Origin of the sequence: Thioclava litoralis, assembly GCF_045278885.1 — a bacterium.
Lineage (GTDB): Bacteria > Pseudomonadota > Alphaproteobacteria > Rhodobacterales > Rhodobacteraceae > Thioclava > Thioclava litoralis.
Genome location: NZ_CP135444.1, coordinates 283,263 through 307,062, shown reverse-complemented (window position 1 = coordinate 307,062; position 23,800 = coordinate 283,263). Strand labels below are relative to the sequence as shown.

General features: G+C 61.7%; 20 protein-coding genes. 15 read left to right on the top strand and 5 right to left on the bottom strand.

The genetic code is table 11. From position 1 onward, the window contains the following. Positions 1 to 8 precede the first annotated feature (8 nt). Positions 9 to 1,433 (top strand): gamma-aminobutyraldehyde dehydrogenase, encoded by a 1,425-nt coding sequence (locus RPE78_RS15015; RefSeq protein WP_330646885.1) that lies wholly within the window; start codon positions 9 to 11, stop codon positions 1,431 to 1,433. A gap of 214 nt (positions 1,434 to 1,647) precedes the next feature. Continuing rightward, on the top strand, positions 1,648 to 2,154 hold the full coding sequence (locus RPE78_RS15010) for a PRC-barrel domain-containing protein (RefSeq protein WP_330646884.1): 507 nt from the start codon (positions 1,648 to 1,650) through the stop codon (positions 2,152 to 2,154). A gap of 49 nt (positions 2,155 to 2,203) precedes the next feature. On the opposite strand, the gene RPE78_RS15005 is transcribed toward RPE78_RS15010, so the two are convergent. Then, the gene (locus RPE78_RS15005) at positions 2,204 to 2,899 is read right to left on the bottom strand and encodes a YoaK family protein (protein WP_330646883.1); all 696 of its coding nucleotides are present in this window, start codon (positions 2,897 to 2,899) and stop codon (positions 2,204 to 2,206) included. A 194-nt stretch (positions 2,900 to 3,093) separates the two neighbouring features. Here RPE78_RS15005 and RPE78_RS15000 point away from each other — a divergent pair, with 194 nt between their 5' ends. From RPE78_RS15000 to RPE78_RS14955, 10 genes are all read left to right on the top strand, one after another. After that, a complete protein-coding gene (locus tag RPE78_RS15000) occupies positions 3,094 to 3,885 on the top strand; it encodes a sulfotransferase (protein ID WP_330646882.1) in 792 nt (263 codons plus the stop codon). Positions 3,886 to 4,112: 227 nt separating this feature from the next. After that, a complete protein-coding gene (locus tag RPE78_RS14995; protein WP_406721686.1) occupies positions 4,113 to 4,388 on the top strand; it encodes a hypothetical protein in 276 nt (91 codons plus the stop codon). A 357-nt stretch (positions 4,389 to 4,745) separates the two neighbouring features. Beyond that, complete coding sequence (locus RPE78_RS14990; protein WP_330646881.1) at positions 4,746 to 6,239, top strand: sugar ABC transporter ATP-binding protein; 1,494 nt, start codon at positions 4,746 to 4,748, stop codon at positions 6,237 to 6,239. Positions 6,240 to 6,268: 29 nt separating this feature from the next. Next, the gene (locus RPE78_RS14985) at positions 6,269 to 7,237 is read left to right on the top strand and encodes an ABC transporter permease subunit (RefSeq protein ID WP_330646880.1); all 969 of its coding nucleotides are present in this window, start codon (positions 6,269 to 6,271) and stop codon (positions 7,235 to 7,237) included. Positions 7,238 to 7,303: 66 nt separating this feature from the next. Further along, positions 7,304 to 8,314: a substrate-binding domain-containing protein gene (locus RPE78_RS14980; protein WP_330646879.1), complete on the top strand. Its 1,011-nt coding sequence runs from the start codon at positions 7,304 to 7,306 to the stop codon at positions 8,312 to 8,314. A 467-nt stretch (positions 8,315 to 8,781) separates the two neighbouring features. Continuing rightward, positions 8,782 to 9,483, top strand: coding sequence for a GntR family transcriptional regulator (locus RPE78_RS14975; protein ID WP_330646878.1), 702 nt, complete (start codon positions 8,782 to 8,784; stop codon positions 9,481 to 9,483). 13 nt (positions 9,484 to 9,496) lie between these two features. Next, complete coding sequence (locus RPE78_RS14970) at positions 9,497 to 10,282, top strand: transporter substrate-binding domain-containing protein (RefSeq protein ID WP_330646877.1); 786 nt, start codon at positions 9,497 to 9,499, stop codon at positions 10,280 to 10,282. A 63-nt stretch (positions 10,283 to 10,345) separates the two neighbouring features. Next, a complete protein-coding gene (locus tag RPE78_RS14965) occupies positions 10,346 to 11,023 on the top strand; it encodes an amino acid ABC transporter permease (RefSeq protein WP_330646876.1) in 678 nt (225 codons plus the stop codon). After that, positions 11,020 to 11,676, top strand: a complete 657-nt coding sequence (locus RPE78_RS14960; RefSeq protein ID WP_330646875.1) for an amino acid ABC transporter permease — start codon at positions 11,020 to 11,022, stop codon at positions 11,674 to 11,676. The genes RPE78_RS14965 and RPE78_RS14960 overlap by 4 nt, the downstream gene beginning before the upstream one ends. After that, a complete protein-coding gene (locus RPE78_RS14955) occupies positions 11,657 to 12,382 on the top strand; it encodes an amino acid ABC transporter ATP-binding protein (protein WP_330646873.1) in 726 nt (241 codons plus the stop codon). Before RPE78_RS14960 ends, RPE78_RS14955 begins: the two co-directional genes overlap by 20 nt. Positions 12,383 to 12,515: 133 nt before the next feature. Here the strand turns inward: RPE78_RS14955 and RPE78_RS14950 are convergent, their stop codons facing one another. The 3 genes from RPE78_RS14950 to RPE78_RS14940 all read right to left on the bottom strand — a co-directional run bounded on the left by RPE78_RS14950 (position 12,516) and on the right by RPE78_RS14940 (position 17,210). After that, positions 12,516 to 13,175 carry a response regulator gene (locus tag RPE78_RS14950; protein ID WP_330646872.1) on the bottom strand — a complete coding sequence of 220 codons (660 nt, stop codon included), beginning with the start codon at positions 13,173 to 13,175 and terminating at the stop codon, positions 12,516 to 12,518. Then, positions 13,148 to 14,965: a PhnD/SsuA/transferrin family substrate-binding protein gene (locus RPE78_RS14945; protein ID WP_330646871.1), complete on the bottom strand. Its 1,818-nt coding sequence runs from the start codon at positions 14,963 to 14,965 to the stop codon at positions 13,148 to 13,150. Before RPE78_RS14945 ends, RPE78_RS14950 begins: the two co-directional genes overlap by 28 nt. Positions 14,966 to 15,122: 157 nt before the next feature. Next, positions 15,123 to 17,210 carry a c-type cytochrome gene (locus tag RPE78_RS14940; protein ID WP_330646870.1) on the bottom strand — a complete coding sequence of 696 codons (2,088 nt, stop codon included), beginning with the start codon at positions 17,208 to 17,210 and terminating at the stop codon, positions 15,123 to 15,125. 269 nt (positions 17,211 to 17,479) lie between these two features. Here RPE78_RS14940 and RPE78_RS14935 point away from each other — a divergent pair, with 269 nt between their 5' ends. Next, a complete protein-coding gene (locus RPE78_RS14935) occupies positions 17,480 to 18,934 on the top strand; it encodes an alpha/beta hydrolase-fold protein (protein ID WP_330646869.1) in 1,455 nt (484 codons plus the stop codon). A 287-nt stretch (positions 18,935 to 19,221) separates the two neighbouring features. Here RPE78_RS14935 and RPE78_RS14930 read toward each other — a convergent pair whose 3' ends face one another. Then, positions 19,222 to 20,568, bottom strand: a complete 1,347-nt coding sequence (locus RPE78_RS14930) for a dicarboxylate/amino acid:cation symporter (protein WP_330647273.1) — start codon at positions 20,566 to 20,568, stop codon at positions 19,222 to 19,224. A gap of 198 nt (positions 20,569 to 20,766) precedes the next feature. On the opposite strand from RPE78_RS14930, the gene RPE78_RS14925 reads away from it, so the two are divergent. Together RPE78_RS14925 and RPE78_RS14920 are read left to right on the top strand one after the other, a co-directional pair. Beyond that, positions 20,767 to 22,413, top strand: a complete 1,647-nt coding sequence (locus RPE78_RS14925) for an ATP-binding protein (RefSeq protein ID WP_330646868.1) — start codon at positions 20,767 to 20,769, stop codon at positions 22,411 to 22,413. After that, positions 22,410 to 23,729, top strand: coding sequence for a sigma-54 dependent transcriptional regulator (locus tag RPE78_RS14920; RefSeq protein ID WP_330646867.1), 1,320 nt, complete (start codon positions 22,410 to 22,412; stop codon positions 23,727 to 23,729). Before RPE78_RS14925 ends, RPE78_RS14920 begins: the two co-directional genes overlap by 4 nt. The last annotated feature ends 71 nt before the right edge of the window (positions 23,730 to 23,800 follow it).

The following is a 23,800-nucleotide window of genomic DNA, read 5'->3' as shown; positions in this document are numbered from 1 at the left end:
AGATTTTCATGGATAAGCAGATGCTGATCGGCGCCCGCCTTGTGGCAGGCACCGAAACCGAAGAGCAGATCCTCAATCCGCGCACGGGCGAGGTGATCACCACCCTGCCGGAAGCCTCGCTGCAACAGGTCGAAGAGGCCGTCAGCGCCGCCGAAACCGCCTTTGCGGGCTGGTCGCGCACCACACCGGCAGAACGTTCGGGCTACCTGCTGAAAATTGCCGAACGCATCGAGGCCGAGGCCGAAACGCTGGCCGGTCTGGAGGCCCTGAATTGCGGCAAGCCCGGCCCGCTGGCACTGAATGACGAGCTGCCCGCCATCATCGACTGTTTCCGCTTTTTTGCAGGGGCGGTGCGCTGCATGACGGGGCCTGTGGCAGGCGAGTATCTTGCAGGGCACACCTCCATGATCCGCCGCGATCCCATCGGCATCGTGGCCTCGATCGCGCCGTGGAACTATCCGCTGATGATGATGGCGTGGAAAATCGCCCCTGCGATCGGCGCGGGCAATACGGTGGTGTTCAAACCCTCGGAACAAACGCCGCTGACGGCTTTGGCGATGGCCAGGATCTTCGCGGACATCCTGCCCGAAGGGGTGGTGAATATCATTCTCGGGCGTGGCGAAACGGTTGGCTCGGCGCTGATCAACCATCCGAAAGTGGCGATGATCTCGATTACAGGCGATATCGCCACAGGCCGCAAAATTCTGGAAGCCGCCAACAAGACCATCAAACGCACCCATCTGGAGCTGGGCGGCAAGGCTCCGGTGATTGTCTTCGACGACGCCGATATCGAGGCGACGGTCGCGGGGCTGCGGGCGTTCAGCTTCTATAATGCCGGTCAGGATTGCACCGCCGCCTGCCGCATCTATGTCCAGCGCGGGATCTATGACCGTTTCGTGGCCGACCTGACCCAGACCGTCGCGGAGATCCCCTTCGGCCATGAAGATGACAGCCGCAACGAGATCGGCCCGCTGATTTCCCTGCGCCAGCGCGACCGTGTCGCCAGCTTCGTGGCCCGCGCCCGCGAGGCCAACCATATCGAGATCACCGCTGGCGGCGACATTCCCGAGGGTCCGGGGTTTTACTACAAACCCACCGTCGTCGCAGGTGCCTTGCAGACCGACGAGATCGTGCGCCGCGAGGTGTTCGGCCCTGTCGTGTCGGTCACGCCCTTCGATGCGCCCGAAGAGGCGGTCGGCTGGGCCAATGACAGCGATTACGGGCTGGCCTCTTCCGTCTGGACGAAAGATATCTCCAAGGGCATGCAGGTGGCCTCCCGCCTGCAATATGGCTGCACTTGGGTGAACACCCATTTCATGCTGACCAACGAGATGCCGCATGGCGGGATGAAACAGTCGGGCTATGGCAAGGATATGTCGTCCTATGCTCTGGAAGACTATTCCACCGTGCGCCATGTGATGATCGCCCATTAAACCCGTTTCGCCGGCGATCCGGCCCAGCCCCCCGCCCGTCGCAAGACAGGCGGGGGGCTTCTGCTTTCCTCCACCCCGCGGCGCCGCGCTTGCTCTCGCAAAATCCGCCCCGATGATCGCCTTTTCGAAAATTCATAAGATTTTTTACAAAAACCATGGAACAGATTTATTGCTTAACCGTTGGGCATGCAGTGAACAAACGGAGGAAAACATTATGAAATTTCTGACCACCACCGCCGTCGCACTGGCTCTGGCTACTGGCGCAGCTTATGCAGAAGACACCAATGCGAATGCCACCGCAGACACCGCGGCACCCGCCAAAATGGCCACCCAAGCCACGGCGAATGGTCTCGATATGTCGGATTCGACCAATCTGATCCGTGCGCGCGACATCACCGGTGGCGACATTTACACCATCGCCAAAGACAGTGGCAAAACCTGGGACACGATGGACTGGAACGCCGTGTCTTCGGACTGGAATGGCGACGGTTTTGACGATATCGGCGAGATCGAGGACATCGTCCTGTCGCCCGAGGGCAAGATGGTCGGTGTGGTGGCAGAAGTCGGTGGCTTCCTCGATATCGGTGACAAACATGTGGTCATTCCGGTTGATGCAACCCATCTGGTCCCGATCGATGACGGTAAGTATGTGGTTGTGACCTCGCAGACCGAGGATCAGCTGAAAGACGCGAAAGATGTTGACGAAGGCTTCTGGAACTAATCAGAGCCGCGATCAAACTCTGCAGGGGCCGGTCTTCCGGCCCCTTTGTCTATGGCACATATCTCCGTGCCCAGCAGATCTCGGCCAACGAGATCCCCATCAAGGACACTCCCGCCAGCACAAAGAGCCACGCCCCGCAAAGATCGAACAGCAGCGCCCCGAGAATACCGCCCGACGCGAAGGCCGCAAGCGTCACACTATGCAGGCGCAGCTTGGGCAGGGCATCGCCGCGTAACGGCTTTGGCCCGATCAGCGCGGCCAGTTCGATGCCGATATCGGTTGCCATGCCCGAAACATGGGTGGTGCGCACTTTCGAACGCGAGATCATCGTGGTGACCGCGTTCTGCCCCCCCATGACGACGCTTAAACCGACAAGCGCTGCCGCCGACCCCGCGCCACCACACAGCAGGCCCGCCCCCAATACCAGCACCACAAACCCTTCCACACCGATGGCCAGCGCATAGACCATGCGCATCCGGCGGCGCTCGCCCAGATTGACCATCACCGCCGCCGCGCAGGCACCCACGATAAAGGCAATCACAAGCCCCGCAAGTGAAAGCCCGACCCCCACCCGTCCATCGGCCAGATCATCCGCCATCATCGACACATTGCCCGTCATATTCGCGGTGAAGGTGCCCAGGATCAGGAAACCCACGGCATTCAATCCGCCCGCGATCGAGGACAGGAACCCGGCCAGTACAATATTGAGAGTATCGGTCCTCTCGTCACCCACACGAATGAGCATAGCGCCCCCGTTCAAAACATGGACCATCCGCAAAGCCTTGGGGCGGCTCCTGTGGCGCAGGCGGCCCCCCTGCCCGAGACTTTCCGCCACGGTTTGCAACTTTATACGACGGATCGACCGGATACGACTTGTTATATATCGCAGGCTGCGAATATTCAGATTCCGCGCCTGATGACACCGACAAGAGCCGAGCGATGCCAGACAGACAAGTGGATTTTTTCATAGCCGGCACCCAGAAGGGCGGCACGACAGCATTGCGGGCGAAGCTGCTCAAGCACCCCGATCTGGCCTTTTCCAAACAGAAAGAGATCCATTTTTTCGACCGTGAGGATATCGACTGGCAGGCCCCGCCCTATGACGATCTGCATGCCCATTTCGATCTCCGCCAGCCCAAACTGTTCGGGGAAGCCACGCCGATCTATCTCTACTGGCCCGAGGCGATCAAGCGCATCCATCGCTATAATCCCGAGGCCCGTCTCATTTTCATTTTGCGCCACCCCACCTACCGCGCGCTCTCGGCATGGAAAATGGAGCGCGCCCGCGCTCAGGAAACCTATTCCTTCAGCCGCGCCGTATCGCTGATCGGACGATGCCGCGTCAGGTTCGCCAAAGGCGGTGTGCATCGCGTTTTCTCTTATGTGGAGCGGTCCTGTTATGCCCCGCAGATCCGGCGGCTGCTGACGGTTTTTCCGCGCGAGCAACTGCTGTTTCTGACCACCGACCAACTCTGGACACATGAGCAAGACACGCTGCGGCGCGTCTGTGCTTTCCTCGGGATCGACACCTCTTACGGTGATACCCTGCCCGCGCAAAAGAAATACATCGTGCCGGTGGATGCGCGTCATGTGCCCATGCAGGATGCCGCGACAATCACCAAGCTCAACAAACGGTTCCGGCGCGACATCATCCGCACGGCGGACCTCACCGGGCTGGACCTCTCGGGATGGCTGGAAAGCGGTTACACCGATCCGATGCATGACCGCTAAGGCCTCATAGAACGCCTTCGCCCGTTCAGTGAGGTCGCGCCCCAAGGGTCTGACCGCCGGAGCATCCCCCCCAAAGCATGCCCAACACTGTCACCAAAGCTGACAGCACCGCCTTGGCGGCAGGTGCAGAATATCGGCCGGCCAATCGCAAACCGCTTGCCAACCTCATATTTGTTTCCTAAAAATACAAATATGAGGTTGGAATCGCTATTAGGGAGAGAGCGATTATGCGACGTCTTGAAGATCACGAAACGCCCCGGACCAGCAGTCATATGCCGGCGCCGCGCATCGTGGCAGCCGACAAGGCCATGACGGACCGCAGGCATGCGGGCCGGTTGACAGAGGATCTGCCGCCAGAAAATCGCAGCCTCGGCAGACAAACGGCGGGGCCTGTATATTTCAAGCGAAAACGCTTGATTTATAGGCCAGCAGGCGCGCACTACGCCACGGCACAGCAAACCGGAAACGTCACGCAGGCCTTGCGCGCTGGCATCCGACCATAACCCTGTGACAGCCAGCCGCTCACACAACAAGCCTTTCGCATAATCGGACAGGCAGCCGGAGATATGCGGATGTCTCAACGGGCAATCACCCCCGACGCATCCGGTAGGCAGCGGCCCGAAAACCGCTTTTCGACACGCGATCCTGCAATAAAACCGAATATTCGCATCTAAATGCAACAAATATTCAGATGGAGGAGCACGCACAAGCTCCTGATCCCGCATCAAGGCCCGTCACGCCTCTCGATGCGCGTCTGTATCGGACACGGAGATCGACCAGACCTGTCACGCCTTGGAGGAGGCGACCTGTCGGAGGAGAGCGCCGCATAGCAGATGGCGCAAATGGAGGAGGAGATTGCAATGGTGGGCTCACAAGCCGCCCTACTTTCGGCGCAAGACGTCGCGAAGAGTTTTGGTCATGTCACCGCGCTGCGCAACGGGGCGATCCAGCTTCGCGCAGGCACGGTAAACGCGCTCTGCGGCGGCAATGGCGCGGGGAAATCAACCTTTCTCAACATCCTGACGGGGCAGTTGCGCCGCGACACGGGACAGATCCATGTGGACGGGAAACCGGTGGATTTCCATGCGCCCTCCGAGGCGCTGGAGGCCGGAATTGCCATCATCACACAGGAACTCAGCCCCTTTCAGGACATGACCGTCGCCGAGAACCTCTATCTTGGTCGCGAGCCGCGCCGCGCGGGTCTCTTGGTAGATGATCGGCGCATGATCGAGGATGCAGAGGCGCTGATGACACGTCTCCGGTTCGACATTCCGCCAACCGCCCGACTGCGTGATCTGTCGGTCGCACAGGCCCAACTTGTCGAAATCGCCAAAGCGATCAGCCGCCGCAGCAAGATCCTGATCATGGACGAGCCGACCTCTGCCATTGGCGAGCGCGAAACCCAGATGCTGTTCGACGCGATCAGAGGGCTGACGACAGACGGCGTCGGCATTATCTACGTATCCCACAGGCTGACAGAAATCTTCGAGATTTCCGACGATTACACCGTCTTCCGTGATGGGGCTTTTGTCGAAAGCGGTGCCATAGCCGATATCGACCGGCAGGCGCTGATACGCCATATCGTCGGGCGCGACCTGCTGGAGCATCGTCGTAGCCCGCGCGATTTCGACACTTCTCCCGCTCTGCTGGATGCCAAAAACATGAGTTCTGCGGGAAAATTCGAAGACATCAGCCTTCAGGTCCATCCGGGCGAGATCGTGGGCATCTATGGCCTGCTTGGCTCGGGACGGTCGGAATTTGTCAATGCGCTTTATGGGACCGAACCGCGTGACACGGGCGAGGTCTGTGTCGGTGGCATACCCATTGCCGCAAACGCGCCCGCGCGGTCTATCGCGGCAGGGATCTCTCTTGTCACCGAAGACCGCAAACAGACAGGTCTTTCCCTGACAGCGTCGGTTGCCCATAACATCACCGTCGCCAACCTTGACGCATATGCGAAAGCCGGGGTCATGGATGAGGCGCGCGAGACGCAGAGCGTCAAGGCGCATATGGCGCGTTTTTCCATCAAAGCCGCCTCGCCTGAAATCCCCGTACAGTTCCTGAGCGGCGGCAACCAGCAAAAGGTGGTTCTTGCGCGCTGTCTTGAAACAGACCCGCGTATCCTGATCTGCGACGAACCCACCCGAGGCGTGGATGAAGGGGCCAAGCGCGAGATCTATGCGTTTCTCGACGCGTTCGTGAAGGCGGGAAAATGCGTCCTGATGATCTCGTCCGAAATCCCCGAGATTCTGGCCAATGCCGACCGGATCGTTGTTTTTCGCAAGGGCCGGATCGCCGGAGAGGTGCGGGCACAGGACGCCACGCAGGAAACCCTCGTCCATCTGGCCTCGTGAGCTGACCTAATCTCTAGGAGGAGAAGATCATGAGGATGTCACAAAGTCCAACGCAGACCGTCAGTCTGGGCAGCATTCTGACCCGTTACGGGATCGTACTCTCGTTCATCATACTGCTCGTCACCTTGGCGATCATTTCGCCAAACTTCCTTTCGCCGAACAATCTTTTCAATGTCTTGCGTCAGGTCTCGATCAACGGGGTGCTCGCGGTCGGTATGACATTCGTCATCCTGACCGCGGGGATCGACCTCTCGATCGGGGCGATCTTGGCTCTCAGCGGCGCGGTGGCCGCCAGCCTGGTGACAGGAAGCGCCCCCATGAACCCCGTCCTCGCAGTTCTTGCGGGCACCGCCACCGGCATGGCCTGCGGTGCACTCAATGGCGTGCTCATCGCCCGTTTTGCGGTTCCGGCTTTTGTGGTGACACTCGGGATGCTGAGCGTCGCGCGTGGTGCGACACTGCTTTATAGTGGCGGACGCCCCGTCGCCAATCTCAGCGGAGAGTTCCGCTGGCTGGGGCAAGGCGTGGTTGCCGGCATTCCGGTGCCGGTCATCCTTTTCGCGATCGTCTTTGCCATCGCGGCTTTCGTACTGCGATATACGGTCTACGGACGCCGGATCTATGCGGTCGGGGGCAACCCCAAAAGCGCGCGAACCAGCGGCATCAATCCGGCGCGTATCGTATTTTCCGTCTATGTGATCATGGGCGCGCTTGCCGGTCTTGCGGGGGTCATGCTGACCGCGCGCACGACGGCGGCCCTGCCCCAAGCCGGTCTGGGATACGAGCTGGACGCCATCGCAGCCGTCGTCATCGGCGGCACCAGCCTGACCGGAGGGGTTGGCCGGATTGGCTATACATTGATCGGTGTCCTGATGATCGGGGTGATCAGCAACGGCCTCGATCTGCTGGGGGTGTCGTCCTACTACCAGCAAATCATCAAGGGCTCGATCATTGTTCTCTCCGTCATGATCGACCGGTCACGGTCCCGCCATAGCTGAGAGCGGCCCCGATCTTGCATCTTACCAAGGAGCGCGGCCACGGCCGCAAGGGAGGAGGAAAATCCCATGAAAATGAACAAACGCCAGCTTCTGGCATCAGGCGTCGGGCTACTGGCGATGGGCGCGATGGGGGGTCGGGTCATGGCCCAGACCAAACCGCTGCGGATTGCCGCCATCGTCCAGAGCCTGAACACGGAATATAACGTGCTCTGGGCGGATGCGGCCAAGGCGCATCCCGCCTTCAAGGCAGGTCAGGCCGAACTGACGATCCTCGACGGGCGGCAGGACATGCTGACACAATCGAACCTCTTCGATACCGTGATCACCGAAAAATACGATGCCATCATCTTCATTCCGGTGGATATCGATGCGGGCAATGATCCGATCGAGCGCGCCAAGGCGGCAGGTATTCCTGTTTTCGGCTCGAACACCGTCGTGTCGAATACGTCCCTTTATGATGCCTACATCAATTCGAACGATGTCGAGGCGGGAGAGCTGCTCGCGAAGGCGATCATCGCGCGGGCAGGCCCCGAGGCGAAAGTGGTCATACTGGAAGGCATGATCGGACAATCGGCACAGGTCCAGCGCCTTCAGGGGATCCAGAATGTTCTGGCCGCAAACCCCGGTGTGACGGTCATCGGGCAGAATTCCGCGAATTGGTCGCGCGCCGAGGCGATCACCCTTATGGAAAACCTGCTGACATCGCATGGCAGTGATATCCAAGGGGTGCTGGCCGAAAATGACGAGATGGCTGTCGGGGCGATCGAAGCCATCCGCAGCTATGGCCTTGATCCCCAAAGCCTGCCGGTCGCCGGGGTCGACGGGATTCATGATGCGCTTCAGGCGGTGAAGAACGGCGATCAGGCAATGTCGATCCTGCAAGACGCGCATGGTCAGGCGCAGGGCGCGGTGGATCTTGCGCTGCGCAAGCTGTCGGGCGCCTCCTACACCCCCGCGGCGAAGGTGTGGGATGTCAATGGCGGCAGCCTTGCGTGGGAAGACGGCACCAGCCAGCACTACTATGTCCCCTGGCTGCCCGTCACCCGCGAGAATGTCGACACAGTGCTGGCAGAGTAACCCCCTTCGCACCTCAAGGATGCACAGGCCCCTACGGGCGGAGCATCTTCGCATCCCTCAAGATGCGGCGCTCCTGTGCGCCGCATCTCGCCCCCTTCCCGCGACGGGGCGCCTTCTGTCGTTGTTTAATGCCCCAGAATGCGCGGCCAAGGCGGCCTCTGACATGGCCGCATAAGGCCGGATTCTTCGCGCTCCCCGCTCATCCCTGTTTCGGAACGAAGAACGCCCCCATCGCATTCGCCCTCCGCACCTGCCGCTTTTCCAATCAGCCCTGCGGCCCTCCCCCGCGTCTCAGCGCCTTTCCTTTTCGCTCCTAGGGACGGCAGATGGGGCGCAATAATGATGATAATTTAGGCGTCTCCCGCCCCGCCTTGCAAAACCACAGGCTACGGGCCTCTTTCGGTTGCCTCCCGGTTCCGGTCGTCCTCTGTGGTATACAAGATTGGACAACAAGGTGATCGACCAGCGTGCCGACGGGAATAGAAACCACAATCCTGACCGCTATCATCGAGGGGCGCCTGCCCCCCGGAAGCCGCCTCTCCGAAAACGAGCTGGCCGAAGCTTTTGCCGTTTCGCGCACCAAAATCCGTGAAGCTCTGCAACGTCTGGAAGCGCGCCACATCATCGCCTCCCGCCCGCGCAAGGGGTGGTTTGTCAATATTCCCGACGCGGAGGAGGCCGCGCAGGTCTTTGCGGCGCGGCGCTGTCTGGAATATGGCTATCTCGACACGGCCCCCAGCTTCACCCCCGAACAACTGGCTCCCATCCGCGCCCATATCGCCGAGGAACGCCAAGCCATCGCCGCAGGCGACAAGGCACAACTGACCTATCTGATGGGCGATTTCCATGTCCGCATCATCGCGCAATCCGGCAACGAGGCGCTGACCGAAATCATGCGTGACCTTACGGCCCGTACCATCCTGATCTCGCTGCGCTACCAGTCCTCGCAAAATGCGCTGGCCAGCCATGATGACCATGTCGCCATCCATGACGCCCTTTGTGCGGGCCGGATGAAAGACGCCGCCCGTCTGTCCTTCGAGCATCTCGAAGATGTCGAGAAAGGGCTGGCCATCGACATCGCGCCCACGCCGCTGGCGGCGCTCCGCTCTACCCTACGTCTCGATGCCGGAGACGATGGGAACAATCAACCAATCGGCATCCTCCAATAGGGAACCCAAAGTTATGATTACCAGACGCCTCCTACTGGCCGTTACCGCCTGCCTGACACTGGCCACCGCCCCGCAACTTGCCAGCGCCGACGGGCTTGCCGATATTGAAAAAGCCGGAACGCTGCGCGTGGCCGTGCCGCAGGATTTCCCGCCCTTCGGGTCGGTCGGGCTGGATATGAAACCGGCGGGCTATGATATCGATATGGCCGCGCTGATCGCCCAAAAGCTGGGCGTCAAACTGGAGTTGGTGCCGGTCACCTCGGCCAACCGTATCCCCTATCTCCAGACCGGCAAGGTCGATCTGGTGATCTCCTCCATGGGCAAAAACGCCGAGCGCGAGGCCGTGATCGATTTCTCGACCGCCTATGCCCCGTTCTATAACGGTGTCTTTGCCCCTGCCGATCTGGCGATTGCCTCTGCCGATGATCTTTCGGGCAAGGTTGTCGGCGTCACCCGTGGTGCCATCGAGGATCTCGAGCTGTCGAAGATCGCGCCCCCGGAGGCCACGATCAAGCGCTACGAGGACAATAACGGCACAATCTCGGCCTTCCTGTCGGGACAGGTCGACGCGATTGCCACCGGCAATGTCGTGGCTGCCGCTATTCTGGAGCGCAATCCGCCGAAAAAGCCCGAGATGAAATTCCTCATCAAGAATTCGCCCTGCTATATCGGTCTGAACAAGAACGAGCCTGCGCTTCTGGCCAAGGTCGATGATATCATCGCCGCCGCCAAGACCGACGGCTCGCTGAACGCGATCAGCGAGAAATGGCTGGGCATGGATCTGCCTGCCGATCTGTAACGCACAGACCGCCCCTCCGCGCGCCTCTTGCGCGGAGGCCCCCTTCCGCTGACGGACCTCCTCATGACCTATCACTTCAACTTCGACTGGCTGGCCACCTATTGGCCGGTCTTCGTGTCGGGCGTCTGGATGACCGTCCAGCTGATTGCCGTGGGCGGCACGGTCGGCATCGCGCTCGGCATCTTTTGCGCATGGGCCCGCAGTTCGGGGCCGCGCGGCCTTGGGGCCTGTGTTGCCATCTATGTCGAACTGATCCGCAACACACCCTTCCTGATCCAGCTGTTTTTCATCTTCTTCGGCCTGCCTGCGATCGGCATACAGATGAACGAGGTTGTGGCCGCAATGCTGGCGATGGTGATCAATCTGGGTGCCTATAGCGCCGAAATCATCCGTGCCGGGATCAATGGCGTGGCCAAGGGGCAGTTCGAGGCAGGGGCCTCGCTGGCCATGAGCCCTGTCCAGACCTTCCGCCATATCGTTCTGGTACCCGCATTGCAGAAGATCTGGCCCGCACTGGCAAGTCAGGTGGTGATCGTGATGCTGGGCTCTTCCGTGGTCAGCCAGATTGCTGTCGAAGACCTGACCTATGCCGCGAATTTCGCCCAATCACGCAGCTTCCGTGCCTTCGAGGCCTATTTCGTATCCACCGCCATCTATCTGGCGCTGGCCATAACCTTACGCCTGATCCTGATGCAGATCGGCCATCGCATCTTCGCCACCCGCCGGAGGGCCGCCCGATGATCCAGTTCACCCTCACGGATATTTTCTGGCAGCTTCTTCTTGCCACCCGCTGGACGATCCTGCTGTCGCTTGTGTCCTTTATCGGTGGCGGCCTGTTGGGGGTTATCCTGCTGTTCGGCCGCATCGGCAAATTCGCCATGCTGCGCCGGATGATCCACCTGTATACGGAACTGTTTCAGGGCACACCGCTGCTGATGCAGCTCTTTCTGGCCTTTTTCGGTCTGGGTCTCGTCGGCATCGAGGTCTCGCCCTGGGTTGCGGCGGCCACAGCCCTGATCTTATGGACCGCCGCCTTTCTGGTGGAAATCTGGCGCGGTTGCGTCGAGGCCATCCCGAAAGGACAGTGGGAGGCCTCCGCGTCTCTGGGCATGACCTATGTCGAACAGATGCGCCATATCATCCTGCCGCAGGCATTGCGCATCTCCATCCCGCCGACCGTCGGCTTTTCGGTACAGGTGATCAAGGGCACGGCGCTGACCTCGATCATCGGCTTTGTCGAGGTCACCAAGGCCGGCACCGTGCTGACCAATGCAACCTATATGCCCTTTACCGTCTATGGTCTGGTGGCGCTGATCTACTTCGCGCTGTGTTTCCCGCTCTCGTTCAGCGCCCGCATCCTTGAAAGGAAGATGAATGTCTCTCATCGACATTGACGCCCTGCGCAAAAGCTACGGCACCAACGAAGTGCTCAAGGGGATCGACCTGCATATCGAGAAAGGCGAGGTCATTGCCCTGATCGGCAAATCGGGGTCGGGGAAATCCACGCTCTTGCGCTGCATCAACGGGCTTGAAACCATCAATGAGGGCGCGATTTCCGTCGCAGGCGAGCAGCTTCTGCAGGACGACCTGCACCTGAGAGCGCTACGCCAGAAGGTCGGAATGATCTTCCAGCAGTTCAACCTCTTTCCCCACAAGACCGCAGGCGAAAACGTGATGCTGGCCCAGCAGGTCGTGAAAAAACGGTCCCGCAGCGAGGCCGAGGCTATGGCCCGCCGGATGCTGGAGCGCGTCGGGCTCGGGGCGAAATTCGACGCCTATCCCGACCAGCTTTCCGGCGGACAGCAACAGCGTGTGGCGATTGCACGGGCGCTGGCAATGGAGCCGATGGCCCTGCTATGTGACGAGGTCACCTCGGCGCTGGATCCCGAACTGGTGGCCGAGGTGCTGCAGGTGGTGCGCGATCTGGCCGCCGAAGGGATGACCCTTGTCATGGTCACCCACGAGATGGCCTTCGCCCGTGATGTCTGTTCGCGGCTGGTCTTCATGCATGAGGGCCGCATCCACGAGATCGGTGCCCCCGAGGAGGTGTTCGCAAACCCCAAGACACCGGAATTGCGTAGCTTTATCGGGATGCATTAAAGCCTCTCCGGCCAGACAAAACCGTGCATTGCAGGCACGCGCCCCTGATTGCGGCCGAAAGCCTCCATCGTGCCGCGCGGTGCCGGATGGGCATCATGACCCGCGCAAAATGCCGGATCCCGCTGGAAGGGGGCTACTCTGCGGCGGAGAAACATCCGTAGGGATGCGGGCGGTGGCGGCTTGCCATTGCATGGGCCAGCCCCGCCACAGAGCTTGCGGCCATCTTGCTCATGACGGCCGCGCGATGAACCTCTATCGTCTTGATCGACAGCTCCATGTCGCTGGCCATGACCTTGTTGGGCTTGCCCTCCAATATGCCCTCCAGCACCTCGCGTTCCCGCCCGCTCAGGCGGGCCAGCCGCGCCTCCAGCCGCTGTTGTCCGGCCAGAACATCCAGTCGCGCGGGTGCCAGCCGTAACGCGCGTTCGGTCACATCCAGCAGATGCTGTTCTTTGAAAGGCTTTTCGATAAAGTCATCCGCGCCCGCCTTCAACGCCTCGACCGCCATCTGCACATCGCCATGCCCCGTCACGATCAGGATCGGCAGCACGAAGGATCTGGCACGGAGATGACGCAGCAGTTCCAGCCCGCTCATTCCCGGCATGCGTATATCCATCACCAGCACCGCAGGCGGCAGCGGTAACAGGTCCGGCAGCGCCTCCAGAAAGGCCTGCCCACTGTCCCAAAGCCGCACCTCATGGCCCACCGACGCAAAGAGAAAGCGCAGCGATTGCCGGAACCCCTCGTCATCATCGATACTCCAGATCAGCGGATCCCTGTCGCACTGGCACATGGCCGACCCTCCTGTGATGCCAGACTGGCGGGCAGGACAAAGCACATCCTCACGCCCCCTCCCGCTGCGGTCTCGGCCCAAAGCCGCCCGCCATGACTTTCGATAATCGTGCGACAGATCGGCAAACCAAGCCCGAGCCCTGTCGCCTTGGTGGTGAAAAACGGGTCGAAAAGCTGTGCGGCGGCGGCCTCTGTCAGCCCCGTGCCGTGATCGCGGAGCGTGACCACGACCTTGCCCCCCCTGACACAGGTGGCCAGAACAATATCGCGCGGCCCCGTCGCCTGCGGCGCGGCCTCTGTGGCCTCCAGCGCGTTCTGTAACAGGTTGAGCAGCACCTGTTCGACCTCGACCCGATCCGCCAGAACGGCAGGCAGATCCGCGGCCAGTTCCAGACGGAGCGGAATATCGTGTCGTGCCGTGGCCACGGTGAAAAACTCGACCACCTCACGCAGGACCACATTCAGGTCGAGCGGGCCGCGTTGCGCATCACGACGATGCAGGAAGCCACGGACCCGTCGCAGAATGGCCCCCGCGCGTTCGGCCTGACCGGCAATCCCGCGCGTGCCGTGGCGCAAGAAGGCGGGATCGGGCTGACCACGGTCGAGGACGCGGGTCAGCCCTTCGGCATAATTGGCAATCGCGGCCAGCGGCTGGTTCAACTCATGCGCGATAGACGAGGCCATTTCGCCCACGATCCCCAGCCGCGCATACTGGTTGCGTTCCTCAAGGTGCTTTTGCGCGCTCCGCTCGGCCTTCTCCCGCTCGGCGCTTTCACGCCGGAGTTCCGCCGTGCGGCGACGCACCAGAATCTCGACCCGTGCCCCGTGTATCGCCCACAGCGCCAGCGCCAGACTTGCCGCAAGCACCCATTGCCAATGGGCCAGAAGATACTGCCGCACCCCCGGCGGATCGAGCGAGGCATAGGGGCCGATATGCAGCGCCCGCAACAGGGTATGGACAGGCGTATAATCCTCCGGTGCCGCCCATGCCTGCCCGGCGGTTTCGGGCATGGCCAGCAAGGCGGTGGCCACGGTCTTGGCAAGACGTTCATCGCTGCCCGCCAGCCGTGCAAAGGGCCAGTCGGGATAAAGGCGCGAGGAAAGCTGACAGGGAAAACCGGCACTCTGGCGCGCGCCCACAACCGCAAACTCCGCCCGACCGACATGCCCCCGCGCGATTTCATCCTCGAGCATACAGGCCCGCAGCACCGCAGCATCTGCGCGCCCCTCGCGCAGGGCCGTGATCACATGGTCCATCGGAAAGCCTGTCTCGACCAATGCGGCAAGACGGTCAGAGGGGACGCCTGCGCGGCGCAGTTCCTGCGCGGCAACCTGCCAGCCGCCAAACGCCTCCGTACTGACCACGGCAAGCCGCGCCGAGGCAAGATCGGACAGACGGGTGGCATGTCCGGGACGGTTTCGCACAATCACCGCAGACCCGACCGTATCGGTAGGATAAGCGCGGTCGAAGCTTTGCAAGGTCGCGATACGGGTGACCCCGAACCGCGCTTCCAGCGTGAGATAATGGCCGGGATTGGTGATGACGAAATCAAGCTGGCCCGCTGCAACCGCCTTGGTCAGCCCCCCCAGATCAAGCGGCACAAGCACGACATCCGCCTGCGGCAAAGCCTTTGCCAGTCTCGCCACGGTCGGCGCAAAATCCTGCCGCGCCCGCGCAGCCCCCTGAAAGGCCAGCACCCCCACACGAATATCCTGCGCCGCCGCAGGCAAAGCCACGACAAGAAAAAGCGCCGCCAGAAGGCCGCGCAGGGCGGAATGCACAGTAAGCATGCCCACAGAATGCCGCAATCGGGCAGATCGCACTTTGCTCTGTGTCAATATCCGGTCGGCAAACCTCTTGCCGTAACGGGGGTGTTACAGCGGTCGTGACCGGAGGCCTGCCGCTCCAAAGCCGCCCTAGCGGACGGCTTTGGACCCGGACATAGCGTCAGTACCGCGCATCGAAGGGCTTGGGATCTTTGAGCCAGTCATTGACCTTACCGGCAAAATCGGGCCGCGGCATGTGGGTGAAATACTCCGCCACATCGACCGCGTCCTGATCGCTCAGCCCCCCTTGCCCCAGCGGGAAACCGTCATGCATCGCAATCGGCATATTATGTTTGACGAAAGCTGCCGCTTTGAAGGTCCGTGCCATGCCCGCCCCGATATTGAAGGATTCCGCCCCCCAGAGCGGCGGATAGACCACCCGCCCCTCGGCATCCTTCACCCCCTCGCCCTGCGCGCCGTGGCAGGCGGCACATTGCGCGGTATAGATCTGCGCGCCGCGTTCGGGATCAGGGGTCAGCGAGGTGTCGATCTTGCCGATCCCGCGCCCCTCGACCTTGTCCTCGGGGCGGGTTTTGCCGCGCATCCAGTCGTAATAGGCAAGGAATGCCGCCATTTCGGCACTGTCTCTGGCCAGAGGCTTGCCATTCATCGACCGCTGGAAACAGCCATTGATACGCTCCTGCATATCGATCACCTTGCCGGGCCGCGTCATATAGGTGGGAAAGAAGGCGGTGACACCGACATAGGGCGAGCCATCGGCCACGGTCCCCGCATTGAGGTGGCACGATGTGCAGTTCAGCTTGTCACCCACATGGTCGGGAAGCAGATCGCGGGTTTCGGCATTGAGCCGCATCCCATAGACCAGTTCTTCGGCATTGGGCGCATCCAGCAGCCCCCGCAGGCGCGGCGTGACAAAGCTTGACGCATCCACCGACGGGTCCAGCGCCTTGCGGGCTTGCGCCACCTGCGCCGTTGTGACCGGCGGAGCGCCCGCCCCCCAGTTCTCGCGCAGGAAGCTGAGGATCTCGGCAATCTCGTCATCTCCCAGCCGTGCGAAGGACGGCATATGGAAGGCGCGCGGATGGGTCTGGGTCTGTGCGCTGGCCCCGCCGGTCAGGGTGATGTGCAAAAGCGTGGCAGGATCGCGCGCGGCAATGGTGTGATTGCCGGCAAAGGGCGGGAACACGCCGGGCACGCCGGCCCCGTTCGGTCTGTGGCAATCCGAGCAGAACTGCATATAGCCCAACCCCCCCGCCGTGGTATAGGTCGTCAGCGGCACGGGCGCGCCAGTGGGCACCTCATCGGCCTGCCGCACAGCCGCGCCAGAGGGAAGGCTGTCCATATAGACGGCCATCGCTGTCAGATCGGCGTCGCTGATATGCTGGGTCGAATGCGAGATCACATCGACCATGCTGCCCGACACCGTGCCGAAACGGTTCTGCCCCGTTTTCAGTAGCTCGACCATATCGGGCACGCTCCACAGGTTGCGCAGCGAGACCGCGTTCCAGTGTTCCACCTCGGCACCGGCCAGAAACCTGTCCCCCTTGGGCCCCGTGCCATCCATAGTGACTTCCTGAAAACCTATGCCACGCGGCGTGTGGCAGGCTCCGCAATGCCCCAGCCCCTGCACGAGATAGGCCCCGCGGTTCCATTGCGCACTCTGCGCCGGATCAGCGGCAAAGGGGGTCTTTTGCAGGAAAGCCGTATTCCATAACCCCAAGCCCCAGCGCTGGTTGAACGGAAAGCCGAGCGCGGTACGCGGCGGGGTGTCCTTCACCGGTTCCAGCCCTTGCCGGAGATAGGCCCACAGCGCCCCCATATCCGCCGCGCTCATTTTCGCATAGGACGGATAAGGCATGGCCGGATAGAGATTATGCCCGTCCTTTGCCACCCCCTTACGCATCGCACGATCGAATTCGGCAAAACTCCATGCCCCGATACCGGCCTCCGGATCGGGGGTGATATTGGTCGAATAGATCGTCCCCATCGGGCTTTCCAAGGCCAGCCCGCCCGCCATTTCGGCCCCGCCTCTGGCCGTGTGACAGGCCACACAATCGCCCAACTCGGCAATGTAGCGCCCCTGCGCGACCAGCGCCGTAGGCGCCTCGCCCACAAAGCCCGGCGAAAGTTCCGGATCCAGCGCGGGGGGCTGGAGCGCCCAAAGCACCCCTCCCCCGATCACAAGCGCCACTGCACCGGCCCCATATGCGAGCCGTTTCCTGACTGATACCGCTGCCTGCCGTGCCATATGTGTGTCCTCGCGGATATGCTGCTGGGTTCCCAGAGCCTACCGCCCGTCAACCGCTCCGGCAATTTGGGGGCAACCCGCAGGCGGTTAGGGTTTACCCTAAGCCGCACGGGGCCGCAGCACCCAGGCCAGAGCGCCCCACCATTCAAGACCCCTCTTCAAGAATTGGACAGAAACACAGGTCGCGCTGGACCTTTCCAATATAGGAACCATATTGGTTCCAGTAATGGCGGCCAACCGGCACGCGCAATCACAGCACAGGTATCCTCATGGTTTTTCTTTCCAGACGGTCTTTTCTTCTTTCCGGCGTGGCAACGGGTGTTTGCATGACCAGCGGGACACCGCTTCTGGCACAGGATGCCAACGGATTTCAGGCGGCGGCTTCTGCCATGTCGCAAAACTCCGCCCCGATGACCCCCGGCCTGCAGGGCATCACCGCGATATGCGAGGTGACGGGGGGCGGCGAGAAAGTCTATGCCATCGCCGTCGAATATGACACCGAGATCGACCCCGAAAGCCTGTCGACCAGCAGCTATAGCGCCGCTGTGGTGCCCACAGCCGATGGCTATTACCCCGGCATGCCCGCAGGCCCCAGCAATAACGACACCGAGAAAACGCCTGTCGCCCGCGAGATTGTCGCGATCTATACCAACGACACCGCGATGCGGCGGCTGGACCAGAGCTCGGTCAAGGGCCGCTATGTGATTGCCGAATTCGCCCATGCGGACGATCTCAGCCAGCCCACCACCGATAGCGAGAAGGTCCGCCTGACCCAGACGGCAGAGATCCGCACTCTCGCAGGGGCCAGCTATCCGGCGGCGGACAAGCAGTGGAGCAATGTCTCCGGTCACGGAACCTCCGTGGCCATTCGTGGCGTGGATGCATGGGAGCAGAACCATTGGTGGTGGGATGACAGCCGCTCGGCGTGGCTGGAATATAGTATCTACCTGCCCAAATCCTTCCTTGCCGAGGGCGGGGAAGAAAAGTCCTATCCCCTGATCCTTGCGATCACCCATTCCGGCACAAGCTATGATGGCACCTGTAAGGAGACGCTGACCGAAACCTGCATCGCCAGCATCTGGGGGATGCCAGAACAGCAGGCCAAGGAGGAATGCGTCGTCATCACCCCCCGCTACGAACGGACCACGATGAACGATTACTGGGAGCATACCGCCGATGTGGAAAACACCTATCGGCTGGTGCAGTCGCTTTTGTCCAACACCTGGAATTACGGCAATCCCAACCTGTCCGACCGGCGCGACAAGGTGCTGAAAATCGACCCCGCCCGCGTCTATTGCACGGGCTGGTCAATGGGGGCGATGACCTCGCTCTGGCTGATGGCGCACCATCCCGAAACCTTCGCGGCGGGTCTGATCATTGCCGGTCAGCAACGGCCACAGGATGTCGTGGGGCTGGCCGATCAGAACCTGCTGATCATCACCGGCACGGAAGACCAGAAATCCACCCCCTGGACCGAAGCCTGCCTGCCGGTCTGGCGTGATGCGGGGGCCAAGATCACCCGCCCCGATACCACGCTCGATCCCGATCTGATCTTCCCTGTCACCGATCAGAAGGCGCTGGACGATCAGGTGAACGGCTATCTGGATGAGGGCGGCAATATCACCTTCCTGACCTTCGAGGGTGTCGATCACATGGCCTCGGCCCGCAAGTTCTTCTATATCTCCGCCGCGCGGGACTGGCTGCTGTCGAAGACCAAAGCCTGAAGAAGACCAAAGCCTGAGCGGGCCAAGGCGCGGCCCAAGGCGGCATCATTGCCCGGGCCAGACCCTGCAACCCTTCTGGCGGGAGCGCGGCGCCTCTGGTTGCCCGCCCTGCCAAGTCCTATGGAGCCAGACCAATAGGGCCAGACGGAGGCCGGTCGGGCGCGTCTTCCGCACATGCCAGCAAATGCCGGACCACGAAAAAACCGGAGCGTCAGGGACGCTCCGGTTTTCGTGCTTTGCCGGTTTATGGGAGGACCGGACTTGGGGAAAGGCTCGGGGGGAAAGGCTCAGGCCTGACTGGGCTCGGCGGCCTCGCTGGAATGGATCGTGCTTTGCGGCAACGGCGGCAACTCTCCATTAAGCGCGCGGTGTAGCTGCTCTTTATCCAGCTTGCCTTCCCAGCGGCTGACCACGATGGTTGCCACGGCATTGCCGATAAAGTTGGTCAGCGAACGGCATTCGGACATGAAACGGTCGACCCCCAGAATCAGCGCCATCCCTGCCACAGGCACAGTCGGCACCACCGAAAGCGTTGCCGCCAGTGTGATGAAGCCCGCCCCCGTCACACCTGCCGCACCTTTCGAGGACAGCATCGCCACGAGCAAGAGCAGGATCTGGTCGCCCAAGGAAATATCGATATTCATCGACTGGGCAATGAACAGCGCGGCCAAGGTCATGTAGATATTGGTGCCATCCAGATTGAAGGAATAGCCGGTCGGGATCACCAGACCCACAACAGGACGGGCACAGCCTGCGCGCTCCATCTTTTCCATCAGGGCCGGCAGGGCCGATTCCGATGAGGACGTGCCCAGCACCAGCAGCAGCTCGGCCTTGAGATAGGCGACCAGCTTGAAGATCGAGAAGCCGCAGAGCCAGCCCACCACTCCCAGCACGCCGAAGATGAAGATCGCGGCGGTCAGATAGAACGTGCCGACCAGCATCGCGAGATTGGCGATGGAGCCGATGCCATATTTGCCGATGGTAAAGGCGAAGGCTCCGAACGCGCCCAAGGGGGCCGCTTTCATCAGGATTGCCACCAGACGGAACACGACAAGCGACAGTTTCTCGCAGAATTTCACAACCGGCTGGGCGGGTTCGCCGACCAGAATACAGCTTACCCCGAACAGGATCGCAACCAGAAGAACCTGCAGGATATTGCCATCCACAAAGGCCGAAACCAGCGTTGTGGGGATAATGCCCATAAGGAAGCCCTGCAGCGAGGTCTCATGTGCCTTTTCGGCATAGCTGCTGACCTTGCTGGTATCGAGGGTGGCAGGGTCGATATTCATCCCCGCCCCCGGATGCACCACATTGGCCACGATCAGGCCAACGATCAGCGCCAGCGTCGAGAAGAAGAGGAAATAGCCAAGCGCCTTGGCGGCAACCGACCCCACATGCTTGAGCGACCCCATGCCGGAGAGACCGGTCACGATAGTCAGGAAGATCACCGGAGCGATGATCATTTTCACCAGTTTGATAAAGGCGTCCCCGATCGGCTTCATCGCCTCGCCGACGCTGGGATAGAAATGGCCAAGAACGGCACCACACGCGATGGCGACCAGAACCTGGAAATAGAGATGACGATAGAACGGAATATGCCGATGGGCGGTCGTGCCGCTGCTCTCGAACTGCATCTGCTCCTCCACATGCTTTGAGATTGCAGCGAGCATATGAAAACCCAGCGGGGAGTCCCATTTTCACGGAAATTTTGTTAACTCTTTATAAATCATGAAAATTCACATTTTTCGGCGCGCAAAACTGTTTCGCTTTCCACACAGTTGAAAATCACATAATGTGGAAAGTGAAACATTCATGACGGATATACGCGCCACATGACACAGACAGACTCGGCTTCGTGGTGGCGCTGGGGGCCTGCCCTGCTTGGGGCGGGCTGCACGCTCTGTCTGCTGGCCCTATATCTGGTGGCCGACCACCAGCTTTCCAAGAGGCTTGCCGCAGACGCCGCCACAGATGCCCATATGCGGGTTCTGGCGATTGCCTCGGAACTGGCACGCCAGAAATCTGTCGGCGCGGTGCTGGCAACCGATCAGGGCATTATCGGCACACAGCAGGATGCCACCCCCGCGCAATGGCAACGCCTTTCGGAACGTCTCGAGGAGCTGAATGCCGATATCAACGCCTCCGTCATCTATGTCACCAATGTCCAAGGGGTGGCGGTGGCGGCCTCGAACTGGCGCGACGAGGCGTCTTTTGTGGGCACCTCCTACGGGTATCGCAGCTATATCCGCGACGCCTTGCAGACCGGAGAGGGCCGCGAATATGCGCTTGGCTCGGTCAGTCACCAGCCGGGTCTGTATCTGTCGCGCCGGATCGGCGGGGCACAGGCCCCTTTGGGCGTGGTGGTGGTCAAGCTGACCTTCGATGTGCTCGAAAATGGCTGGCGCGGGTCCGATCATCTGGCGTGGATCACGGACCGCGACGGGCGGGTGACGCTGACCTCCGACCCTGCCCTGCGCTTCGGCCCCTCGCCCGTAAGGGGGCCGGTCACTGTCTCCGAGGCAGTGCCCGGATCGGGGTGGCAGCTGCATCTGCATGTCGCGCCTTGGCCCGCGCATCTGCTGGCAGGCGCGATCACCGCGGGGGGCGCCCTTGTGATGGCCGCGCTGTGGCTTGCACACCGGACGTTCCGCCGCAGGCAGCGGGTCGCCGCGCAATATCGCGACCGGCTCGAACGCGATGTCGAGACCCGCACGCTGGCGCTGACCCGCCAGATCCGCGAGCGCGAAGAGGCCGAAGCGCAGCTGGCGGGCATGCAGGCGGCGCTGGTACAGGCCAACAAGCTGGCCTCGCTGGGGCAGATCTCGGCCGGGGTGGCACATGAGATCAACCAGCCGCTTTCGACAATCCGGCTGCTGGCGGAATACGGGCAGGATGCGGTTCCCGCAGGCCAGCAGCATGACCCGCTGCGCGACAATCTGCGCCAGATCGTGGAGATGTCGCACCGGATCGGCACCATCACTTCCGACCTGCGGGGCTTTGCGCGCAAATCGCGCGGCAATCGCGAGCCGGTTTCGCTGCGCGCGGCATGGCAGGCCTCGCTCAGGCTGGCGGCCAGCCGCCGCGCCACCGAAGCCGTCGGGATCAGCGCGCCCGAAATCCCGGAAGACCTGCTTATCGATGCGGAATCCGTGCGTCTGGAACAGGTTCTGGTCAACCTTATCCAAAATGCCCAAGAGGCGCTTTCGGGGCGGTCGGATGGGCGGATCTGGCTGGAGATCGTCCGCCACGAGACACAGATCTCGCTCTATATCTGCGATAACGGGCCGGGGTTGGCGCCTATGGTGGCACGCGCGCCCTTCACGCCGTTCCAGACCACCAAGGCCACAGGACTGGGGCTGGGTCTGGTCATCTGTCAATCCATCCTGCGCGATTTCGGTGGCGATCTCAGCTATGATCCGGCAGCAGACCGGACGGGGGCGCGCTGGCGCATGGATCTTACCCTCTGGGAGGCCCGATGACCCACGGCCTGATACGCCTGATCGAGGATGACGCCCCCCTGCTGGCCGCACAGCGGCAAGGGCTGCAAATGGCGGGGTTCGAGGTCGAGGGGTTTGCCGACCCCTTCGAGGGGCTGGCGGGCCTGACCGAGGACTGGCCCGGTGTCATCCTGTCGGATGTGCGCATGCCCGGCATGGACGGTATCACACTGGCCCGCAGGCTGCGCGAGATCGACCCCGATCTGCCCGTCATCCTGATCACCGGACATGGCGATGTGGAAATGGCGGTCGGGGCCTTGCGCGACGGGGTCTATGATTTCCTGACCAAGCCGGTCAGCCGCGCGACACTGGAAGCGACGCTGCATCGTGCGCTTGCCGCAAGACGGCTGGTACTGGAAAACCGCGAATTACGCGCCGCCCGCGATGAAAGCGGCCAAGCCCCCGATCTGATTGGCGAAAGTGCCGCCATGCGGCATCTGCGCGATGCCGCCCGACATGTGGCGGCCTCCGGCGTCAACGCCCTGTTTCTGGGGGAGGCCGGTGTGGGCAAAGAGCGACTTGCCCGCCATATCCATGCCCTCAGCACAAGACGGACCCGCCCCTTCGTCTCGGTCAATTGCGCCGCGATCTCGCCCGAACGTTTCGATGCCGAATTTCTGGGGCGCGTGGGTGGCTCCGGCCCCCATATGCGCAGCTTCGGGCGGATCGAAAGCGCCTCGCGCGGGTTGCTCTATCTCAACGGGATCGAGGCGCTCGGCCCCGAGATGCAGGCCCGCATTCTGGAGGTCATCGAAACCGGCCAGCTCTGGCCGGTCGGTGCCACCTCGGCGCGTGCGGTCGATCTTTGGGTCATCGCGGGCACCCGTATCGATCTTGGAGCCGAGGTTGCGGCAGGCCGGTTCCGCGACGACCTCTATTACCGGCTGAGTGGCCTCAGCCTGACGCTCCCCCCTTTGCGGGCGCGCCGCGAGGATATCGGGCCGCTGTTTCGCCATTTCGCCACCAGTGCCGCGGCACGTCGCGGGAAAACGGTGCCCCCCCTGACCGAAGTCGATCAGGCGCATCTGGACGTGCATGACTGGCCCGGCAACCTGCGCGAACTGGAACAGTTTGCCGAAACCTTTTGCCTTGGGCTGGAAAATGGCCCCGCCCCCGAAACCGGCGGCGACATGTCCCTTTCCGAGATGGTCACGCGATACGAGGCCGCTCTTTTGCGCAATGCGCTGCGCGCCGAACGCGGAAATGCCACCGCCGCGATGGCACGTTTGCAACTTCCCCGAAAGACTTTTTACGATAAACTGGCCAAACACGGCATCCGTAGCAGCGATTTTCGATAGCCCCCGCCCGCCTTTGCGCAAGGCCCCAAAGAACCGGCCTATAGAAATCCTGTGACGGAATGTCGCGATTT